Below are 8,447 nucleotides of genomic sequence, written 5' to 3' on the forward strand. Positions count from 1 at the left end.
CATCCATTAGTGCCGCAATCTTTTTTTAAATCGGGCTACTTTTATGTCAGTTACAGGCTATTATAAGAAAAGTATTTTGGATCATGCAGAAAATTGTCTCTTTATGTTTGGGAATGATGCTCACATTCCTCTCGATCGTCCACGCGCAACAACCGGGTCAAAAACCGGCGGAAAACGGCTCTCTATACGGAAAACTCGTCGATGCAACTACCAACGCTCCCGTTGAATATGCCTCCGTTGCCCTGCTCCGCGCAGCAGATTCCAGCGTTGCTACCGGTATGTTGTCCAAACCAAACGGTGATTTCAACTTTCCTGAAATTCCTTTAGGTAAATATATCATGAAGGTAAATTTTATCGGGTACGAAACCGTTTATAAAACAATTTCAGTTACGGCTAAAAATAATAGTATAGATATTGGTAATATTAAACTGAGTGCCAATGTAAGATCTTTGGCCGGTGTAGAGATCGTTAGCGAGAAACCTGCTTTCCAGATGGCTATCGACAAACGCGTCTTTAATGTGGATAAAAATATTTCCAGTGTAGGGGGTACTGCTACAGATGTACTGAAGCAGGTTCCTTCCGTAAACGTAGATATCGATGGCAACGTCAGTGTCCGTAATGGCTCTCCTACCATCTTCGTAGATGGTCGCCCCACTACCCTGACCCTCGACCAGATCCCAGCCGATGCGATTGCTTCCGTAGAAGTGGTTACCAACCCATCCGCCAAATATGATGCTGAAGGGGTAAGTGGTATCCTGAATATCGTATTGAAAAAGAACCGCAAAGCAGGTATCAACGGTCAGGTGACCGGCGGTCTTTCCTCTATCGGTGGTGGTAACGCAGGTGCAGACCTCAATATCCGCAGAGAGAAATTCAACCTTTCCCTCAGCTACAACCTGAGAAGCCGTCAGGGGAATGCCCGCTCCCACCTGTTCCGCAAAAACATTGGTGCAGATACGACTACTTTCCTTGATCAATATAATGAAGGTGAAAACGGTCGTCGTTTCCAGTTCGGCCGCGTTGGTTTTGACTGGTTTATGGATAACCGCAATACATTTACCATCGCTCAGGGTATCATGGCAGGTGATTTTAAAGATAATAGTGGCCTGACATTATATGACCTCGATGCTAACAGAAATCAGGTACGCTATGGCACCGGTATCGATAATTCCAATCACAACTTCCGTAACTACAGCACCCAGATCGGTTATAAGCACACCTTCGCCAAACAAGGCCACGAACTGACCGCCGACTTTAACTATAACTACGCGACGTCAAAAGATAATTCCGACTATTCTTTACAATATTACAATCTGGGCCACGAGCCGATCGACTCTCCGAATATCCCACAGGCACGTTATGGCCGTGGTGCTGGTAATACAACATATATTACGGGTCAGATCGATTACGTGAATCCTCTGACAGAGAATTCCAAACTGGAGGCGGGTCTGCGCACCACCACCCGTAAGTTCAATAACGAACTGACCACTATGGGCAGGGACTTCTCTACCGGTCGTGATGTACTGGACTCTTCACTCTCCAATGACTACCGTTATTCTGAAACCATCAACGCCGCTTACGCCAGTTATTCTGGTACGATCGGCAATTTTGGCTATCAGGGCGGTCTGCGTGCAGAACAGTCCTTCTATGATGGAGAAACAAGAGTATTGAGCAAGAGCAGCTATAAAATTGATTATCCGATCAGTTTCTTCCCAAGCCTGTTCCTCTCCCAGAAATTCAAGGGAGATCATGAACTGCAGCTGAACTATAGCCGTCGTGTACGTCGCCCATGGTTCCGCGACCTGCTGCCTAACCTGGAATATACTGCACAAAGTGCCAACCGTGGTAACCCGGCCCTCCGCCCTGAGTTTACCAACTCATTCGAATTAAGTTATCTTAAAGATTTCAATCGAAAACATAACGTATTAGTATCGCTTTACTTCAGAAATACTGAAAAAGCTATCACCGATTTCTATACAGATACCACCCTGAATATCAACGGTCAGGACCAGAAAGTGGTACTGTCCTATCCGGTGAATGCCAATACGCGTAATGCTTATGGCGCCGAATTCACAGTACGTAATCAGATCTTAAAAGGCTGGGATATTACCACCAACCTGAACCTCGCGCAGCAAAAGATCAATGCCGGTAACCTGCAAAGCAACCTTACTAATCAGGGCTTTATCTGGTTTGGTAAAGTGAACAGTAATACCAAACTGCCATGGAACACTACCCTGCAGTTAACTGGTAACTACGAATCCAAACAGATCCTGCCACAAGGAGAAAGAGCGGCACAGTACTCAGCAGACGTAGCTTTACGTAGAGAATTCCTGAAGAAAAAGAACCTGGTAGTGTCACTGGCACTGAATGACATCTTCAATACAGACCGTAACCTGTCATTTACCAATACCGCTTTCTCCGAACAGGAAAGATATCGTAAGCGTGCGACCCGTGAACTCCGTCTGAACGTGTCTTACAGATTCGGTAAAATGGATACGAAACAGCGCAAAAACGGTAAAAAAGAAGATCAGCAGGAAAACAATAAAGAAGAATTTTAATTTTACCTGCTCAAAACCGAATACTTATGATCGATACTATCAGCAATACCGTTACGCTCCGCTTTCTGGCTGAGCCATCAGACGTCAACTTTGGCGGAAAAGTACATGGAGGCGCCGTAATGAAATGGATTGACCAGGCAGGGTACGCCTGTGCGGCCAATTGGAGCGGACAATATTGTGTGACAGTATACGTGGGTGGTATCCGTTTCTTCAAGCCAATCTCAATCGGCGATATGGTGGAAATTACCGCAACCGTGATTTATACCGGTAATTCCAGTATGCACATCTCTATTAATGTACAGGCAGGAAATCCCCGTCGTAAGGAACGTATTAAAACTACCCACTGTGTAATGGTATTTGCAGCTGTAGATGATGCCGGTAAAACAGTCCCTGTTCCAAAATGGGTCCCTGAGACACCAGCAGCGATAGAAATGGAGAATTACGCGAAAAAGCTGATGCACCTGAGACAGAACATCGAGGAAGAGATGAAACCGTACATGTAAGTTTTCAATTACTATAAATAAAAAAGAGGAACTGTCCGGTTCCTCTTTTTTATTTATAGTAGCTCCTTGCGTATAGTCTTTAATGTGAAAACTGCATCTCACTCAGGTTCCTGTATAATCCCCCATCCATCATTACCAGTTCTTCATGCGTGCCCTCTTCTACCAGTTGGCCCTTATCCAGTACGATGATCTTATCTGCCTGACGCACTGTACTCAGCCGGTGTGCAATGACAATAGAGGTACGGCCTTCCATCAGCTTTTCCAGTGCATCCTGCACCAGTCTTTCTGATTCGGAATCCAATGCGGAAGTAGCTTCATCAAGAATCAGTATCCGCGGGTTCTTTAGTACAGCCCGCGCTATGGCGATACGTTGGCGCTGTCCGCCAGACAACTGAATTCCTCTTTCTCCGACTATCGTATCCAGTCCATCAGGAAAACGGGCTATAAACTCCCATGCATTTGCCTTCTCCGCGGCTGCCGTTATCTCTTCTGTAGTAGCTCCCGGCTTACCATAGGCAATGTTATCGCGGATGGTTCCCCCAAAAAGAAATACATCCTGTGGTACAATGGCCATCTGACTACGCAGCGCCGACAAAGGAAAACTACCGGCGTCTTTTCCGTTAAAACGCACCATGCCCTGTTGTGGATCATATAAGCGTAACAGTAAGGATACAATTGTACTCTTGCCTGCCCCGCTGGGCCCCACCAAAGCCACCTGTTGGTCCGGAGCTATTTCAAAAGAAACATGCTGCAGTACCTCCTGATCCTCTCTCGTCGGATAATGGAACGATATATCTTCAAATGAAATCTGCCCTGTCAGTTGATCCTGCGGAGCAACCTTTGTCACTTCCTCCACTGGTTCTGCCGGTTCATCCAGTATCTCCAGCAGATGCTCAGTGGCGCCAATGCTCTTCTGAATGCTGGCGTAAACCTCTGCCAGACCGGCGACTGATCCGCCAATAAAACTGGAATATAAAACAAATGACAGCAGCATACCCGGATCCATTTTGCCTTCGGCAATCAATAAAGCGCCCCGCCAGATCACCCCGATCATGGCACCAAAGACACCCACGATCATACTGGCAGCAAAAGCACCACGGAACTTCCCGGTCTTCATACCGGTAGCTGCCACTTCCTGAATCTTCTTATGGTAACGCTTCATCTCAAAGAATTCATTGGCAAAAGCCTTGACATTCAATACTCCCTGAAGCGTTTCTTCAACAATTGTATTTGCTTCCGCTACCTGACTTTGCGCCAGCTTGGAATAACGTCTCACGAAACGTCCGAAGAAGAAAGCAATCACCATAATAACCGGCAAAGTGATCAACATCAGGATGGTCAGCTGCACAGAGGTATGGAGCAGGAGTACCAGTCCGCCAATAATAATAATCAGCTGACGGATAAACTCCGCTACCGTAGTGGTAAACGTCTCCTGTAACAGCGAAATATCCGAAGAGATTCTGCTGCCTAATTCCCCGACACGCCTGTTGAGGAAAAATCGCATCGGCAACTTGATCATGTGATTATAAATATGCTGCCGTAAGGACGCCAGAGAACGTTCTGTTACATTGACAAATAACATAATACGGAGATAGCCGAAAATTCCCTGCGCAATCAGGATGCCTGCCAGTAAAAGACCGATCTGATTAATGCGGTGTGGATCAGTCGTCACACGATGTCCACCGGCGGCATCAACCAGTTCCCCCAGCAGTTTGGGAAAAGCAAGGTTTGCGGCGCTGGATACGAAAAGAAAAAGCAGGCCAAGACCGAAGGCCGGCCAGTATGGTTTAACATATTTATAGAGTCTGAACGTGCGTTTTAACGCTGCTGCACGGAGAGGCTTTTGCTGCTGTTGTGTACTATCGTCTTGCATCAGTTAGATAAGAATTATCAATAAGGAGGAATCAACAATCCGGAATTGTCGCTAAATTTCGCTCTGAGTCGTATAGGTTATGACGGGCAGGCAAGGTAAATATTTTATCCTTACTATAATAAATAAAGGAGGCCACTAAGGACCTCCTTTCTAAAAGACGATAGTCAATTACGAATGTACGTCTGTTTGACGTAGAACTGAGCTTGCTACAAGACATCAATCCGATTACAAACACAGCTGATATTTCTGAAAAACAACGACTTAAATAGCCAATCTGCGTCGTTAAATTCGTTTACGTGGCTTGTTTTTGACCATCTCCAACAAAAGCCTTTACTAAGCTGTCACCAGAAGGTAACTATAGGTATCTGCAATACCATTCGTAATCAATCACTTTTGTCTGTTCTTGCTGGAATCTGCTACACCGGTTCCATAACGGGAAGAATCTTCTCCGGGATTAATTGCACCCGGTGGTACTTCTGCTGCCGGAGCCGTATCAGGTGTTACAGTAGCCGGCTGTTCAGAGGTGCCTACAGAGGTAGAATCACTATGACTACCGGAACCGCCACCGCATGCTATAAAACATGTGCCTCCTGCGATTAGCAGTGTATATAACAAGTATTTATATTTACTTGAATGAGTGCTTTTCATAAACTAATTTTTGTCAGTTAACAAATAAAAGCTACTATATATATGTCCCTGTATATTTTTCCACAAATAGTGGACAAAAGTAAACGGCTAACGCACACAATGTTACTTAATCGGCATAGAATCAGGCCTTACGGAAGATGTGTCCGTTGCTCTGTTCATTGTATCGATAGTACTATTTGTGTCAGACTGTATAACGGAGGAAGTATCTGTCGTATTACCACTTTCCCTTGAACTGCCACAGGAAAACAGGAAGATGCTCAGTATAATAGCGAGACACGTTGTAATACCGATCTTACATAAAGCCAGACGAAGGGTTATAGCATTATTACCGAGGTCTTTGTTTTGCGTTCTCATGATTAACTAAATATTTATCCAGGTTAAACAATAACTAAATAATAACTAAATAAAGAGTATGATTTCTGCTAAATGCATAAAGAATTATGCCAAGGCTTACATTTGTGACAGGACATGAATATGGAACATGCTATTTTTCAGAATATCGAGCAACACCAATTATTAAAAGTAATTGTCGCGATCGTCATCGGCGGACTGCTCGGATTGGAACGGGAATACCGTCACAAGGCCGCGGGTATGCGTACCCTGACCCTCATCTGTCTCGGCAGCACGCTTTTTACCATCCTTTCTGTAGAATTGGGGTATCCCGAAAGTCCCGACCGTGTAGCTTCCAATATACTGACCGGGGTTGGTTTTATTGGCGCCGGGGTTATCTTCAAGGGTGATTTTACGATAGATGGTATCACGACCGCCGCTACTATCTGGATCGCGTCCGCTTTGGGGATTGCTATCGGTATGAGCCACTATGTGCTGGCTGCATTTTCTCTCGCAATGGTCCTGCTACTGCTGTTGGGATTAAAGGCGCTGGAGGGAAAGATTGGAAAATGGAGGGAAAAGCGCACCTACACGATCAGCTATCCGGAAGACAGATACACTCCGGAGGCAATAACGGCCCTGTTCCACCAGCATCATCTTCAATACAAATTATTGCTGCAAACAAAAAAGGACGCACTGATTGAGCATAAATACGAAGTGAGCGGCAAACCACATGGAATGGCTGCCATCACCGAATTCCTGCTTTCAGATAAAAATATTCATCATTTTGCCGTTCAGGCAAACCCACTTTAGAAGGAATATACAGATATGTCGCACGCCGATCTTCCATTACATTACGGGCACGTACCACCATGGCTGGCACAGCGAATGAGCCTGTTGGGAGGCGCTATAGTAGAAACCATCGTTGCTGATTACGGAAAAGGTGAAGTTATCCGCCGGCTGAGTGATCCCTGCTGGTTTCAGGCATTGGGTTGCGTATTGGGAATGGACTGGCATTCGTCCGGCATTACCACCAGTGTAATGGGCGTTAAAAAAAGCATTGAACCCCAGAGCACAGGAACTGGGTATCTATATCTGTGGAGGAAAGGGAAAACATTCCCGGCAGACACCCGCAGAATTATTGGCTATTGCAGAACTTACCGGACTACCCGGACAGGAATTGGTACGTAGTAGTAAACTGGCGGCCAAAGTGGATAATACGGCCATACAGGATGGATTTCAGTTGTATCTCCACTCTTTCATCGTCTCCGATGAAGGCGATTGGGCTATCGTACAACAGGGAATGAACGATGCCAGTAGTATGGCCCGCCGTTACCACTGGCATTCCGCCGCTTTCAAAGAATACACAGAATCTCCACATACTTTCATCTATGGCAAAAATCAGGGGCTCATCCTTAACCTGACTGATAAGGAAGCTGGTTCTACCAAAGCTGGTATGCTTGAACTGGTGAAGGAAAAACCAGCCCACCTGTTGCCTGAGATCAGAAATCTGATTATGCCCGCGCATCATGACGTACGTTCAAAAGATGTGGATCTCAAGCGTCTGGGCAGTGTACTGGCAGTCGCACATGAACGCCAGCTGCACGACTTTGAATCATTATTGTTGCTGGAAGGGGTTGGTCCGCGTACACTGCAATCGTTGACGCTTGTCAGTGAAGTGATCCATGGTACGCCATCCCGTTTTACCGATCCTGCGCGTTTTTCTTTTGCACACGGCGGAAAGGATGGTCACCCTTTTCCTGTTCCGGTGAATGTATATGATGAAACGATCAGCGTGTTGAAAGATGCGGTCAATAAGGCAAAGATCGGTCAGTCCGATAAACAGGACGCGATCCGCAAATTATCGATGCTCTCACAGCAGGTCGAAAAGGATTTCATACCCAACGCCCGGCTGGAAGAACTGATTCAGGAAGAAAGAGATCATTCATGGCAATATGGCGGCCGTACCGTAATGGGCAAAGCACAACCGCCAAAGAAAAAAGGAGGCGATCAGCTCAGTTTGTTCTGACGCTTGTATTTACTCATCATTTTTACAATCAAAGGCAAGGTAAGCCCCTGCCTATCAGGGTAAATAATACAACTGCTACTGATAAAAATGATCTCATTCCGCAATGGAAATGGAGCGCCGTTTTCAAGCGTTTCGGGAAGACCGATCGCGATAGCCAGTGATACAATACCCCGCATACCGGACCAGCTGATGATCACGCTGGTAGGATAGTCAAGTAAAGTATCTCTTGTCATCTGTGTCTCCTGCGGTGTTTGGACGACAAGAATGCTCTTTGCAGATTGATCTTCTGCAGAAATACCCTCGCCATACGTAATACCAATGCAACAATAGTGATCAGGAATGCATAACCCAGATAAGGGAACACCTGTGTCTTATCTATGTGTTTTAATACATAAGGATATTGTAATCCGATCAGGATAAAGATCAAACCATTCAACAGAAAATGATTACATCCCAGATCGTCTTTGACTGATCTTTCAGACCATCCGGGAAGATCTTTTTACTAA

8 protein-coding genes and 1 pseudogene are annotated in these 8,447 nt (G+C 45.6%); 4 read left to right on the forward strand and 5 right to left on the reverse strand.

Going from position 1 to position 8,447, the window contains the following annotated elements:
* The first annotated feature begins 113 nt into the window (after positions 1-113).
* Entirely contained in the window at positions 114-2,558 is a 2,445-nt protein-coding gene (locus FEF09_RS26275; protein ID WP_222597164.1) for an outer membrane beta-barrel family protein, read from the forward strand.
* Positions 2,559-2,584: 26 nt separating this feature from the next.
* Positions 2,585-3,061 (forward strand): acyl-CoA thioesterase, encoded by a 477-nt coding sequence (locus FEF09_RS26280; protein ID WP_012791700.1) that lies wholly within the window; start codon positions 2,585-2,587, stop codon positions 3,059-3,061.
* Between the two features lie 79 nt (positions 3,062-3,140).
* On the opposite strand, the gene FEF09_RS26285 is transcribed toward FEF09_RS26280, so the two are convergent.
* The 3 genes from FEF09_RS26285 to FEF09_RS26295 all read right to left on the reverse strand — a co-directional run bounded on the left by FEF09_RS26285 (position 3,141) and on the right by FEF09_RS26295 (position 5,936).
* Positions 3,141-4,934 carry an ABC transporter ATP-binding protein gene (locus FEF09_RS26285; protein WP_146307865.1) on the reverse strand — a complete coding sequence of 598 codons (1,794 nt, stop codon included), beginning with the start codon at positions 4,932-4,934 and terminating at the stop codon, positions 3,141-3,143.
* A gap of 387 nt (positions 4,935-5,321) precedes the next feature.
* Complete coding sequence (locus FEF09_RS26290) at positions 5,322-5,582, reverse strand: hypothetical protein (RefSeq protein ID WP_146307866.1); 261 nt, start codon at positions 5,580-5,582, stop codon at positions 5,322-5,324.
* 102 nt (positions 5,583-5,684) lie between these two features.
* Positions 5,685-5,936, reverse strand: a complete 252-nt coding sequence (locus FEF09_RS26295) for a hypothetical protein (protein ID WP_146307867.1) — start codon at positions 5,934-5,936, stop codon at positions 5,685-5,687.
* Between the two features lie 120 nt (positions 5,937-6,056).
* Here FEF09_RS26295 and FEF09_RS26300 point away from each other — a divergent pair, with 120 nt between their 5' ends.
* Entirely contained in the window at positions 6,057-6,725 is a 669-nt protein-coding gene (locus FEF09_RS26300) for an MgtC/SapB family protein (RefSeq protein ID WP_186774543.1), read from the forward strand.
* A gap of 75 nt (positions 6,726-6,800) precedes the next feature.
* Positions 6,801-7,941: pseudogene (locus FEF09_RS26305) on the forward strand (DUF763 domain-containing protein).
* Here the strand turns inward: FEF09_RS26305 and FEF09_RS31030 are convergent.
* Together FEF09_RS31030 and FEF09_RS31035 are read right to left on the reverse strand one after the other, a co-directional pair.
* On the reverse strand, positions 7,923-8,174 hold the full coding sequence (locus tag FEF09_RS31030; protein WP_186774544.1) for a hypothetical protein: 252 nt from the start codon (positions 8,172-8,174) through the stop codon (positions 7,923-7,925). The pseudogene FEF09_RS26305 and the gene FEF09_RS31030 sit on opposite strands and share 19 nt — an antisense overlap.
* Positions 8,171-8,377, reverse strand: coding sequence for a hypothetical protein (locus FEF09_RS31035; protein ID WP_186774545.1), 207 nt, complete (start codon positions 8,375-8,377; stop codon positions 8,171-8,173). Before FEF09_RS31035 ends, FEF09_RS31030 begins: the two co-directional genes overlap by 4 nt.
* Positions 8,378-8,447: the final 70 nt, after the last annotated feature.

Origin of the sequence: Chitinophaga pinensis (assembly GCF_007896845.1) — a bacterium.
GTDB classification, from domain to species: Bacteria; Bacteroidota; Bacteroidia; order Chitinophagales; family Chitinophagaceae; genus Chitinophaga; species Chitinophaga pinensis_C.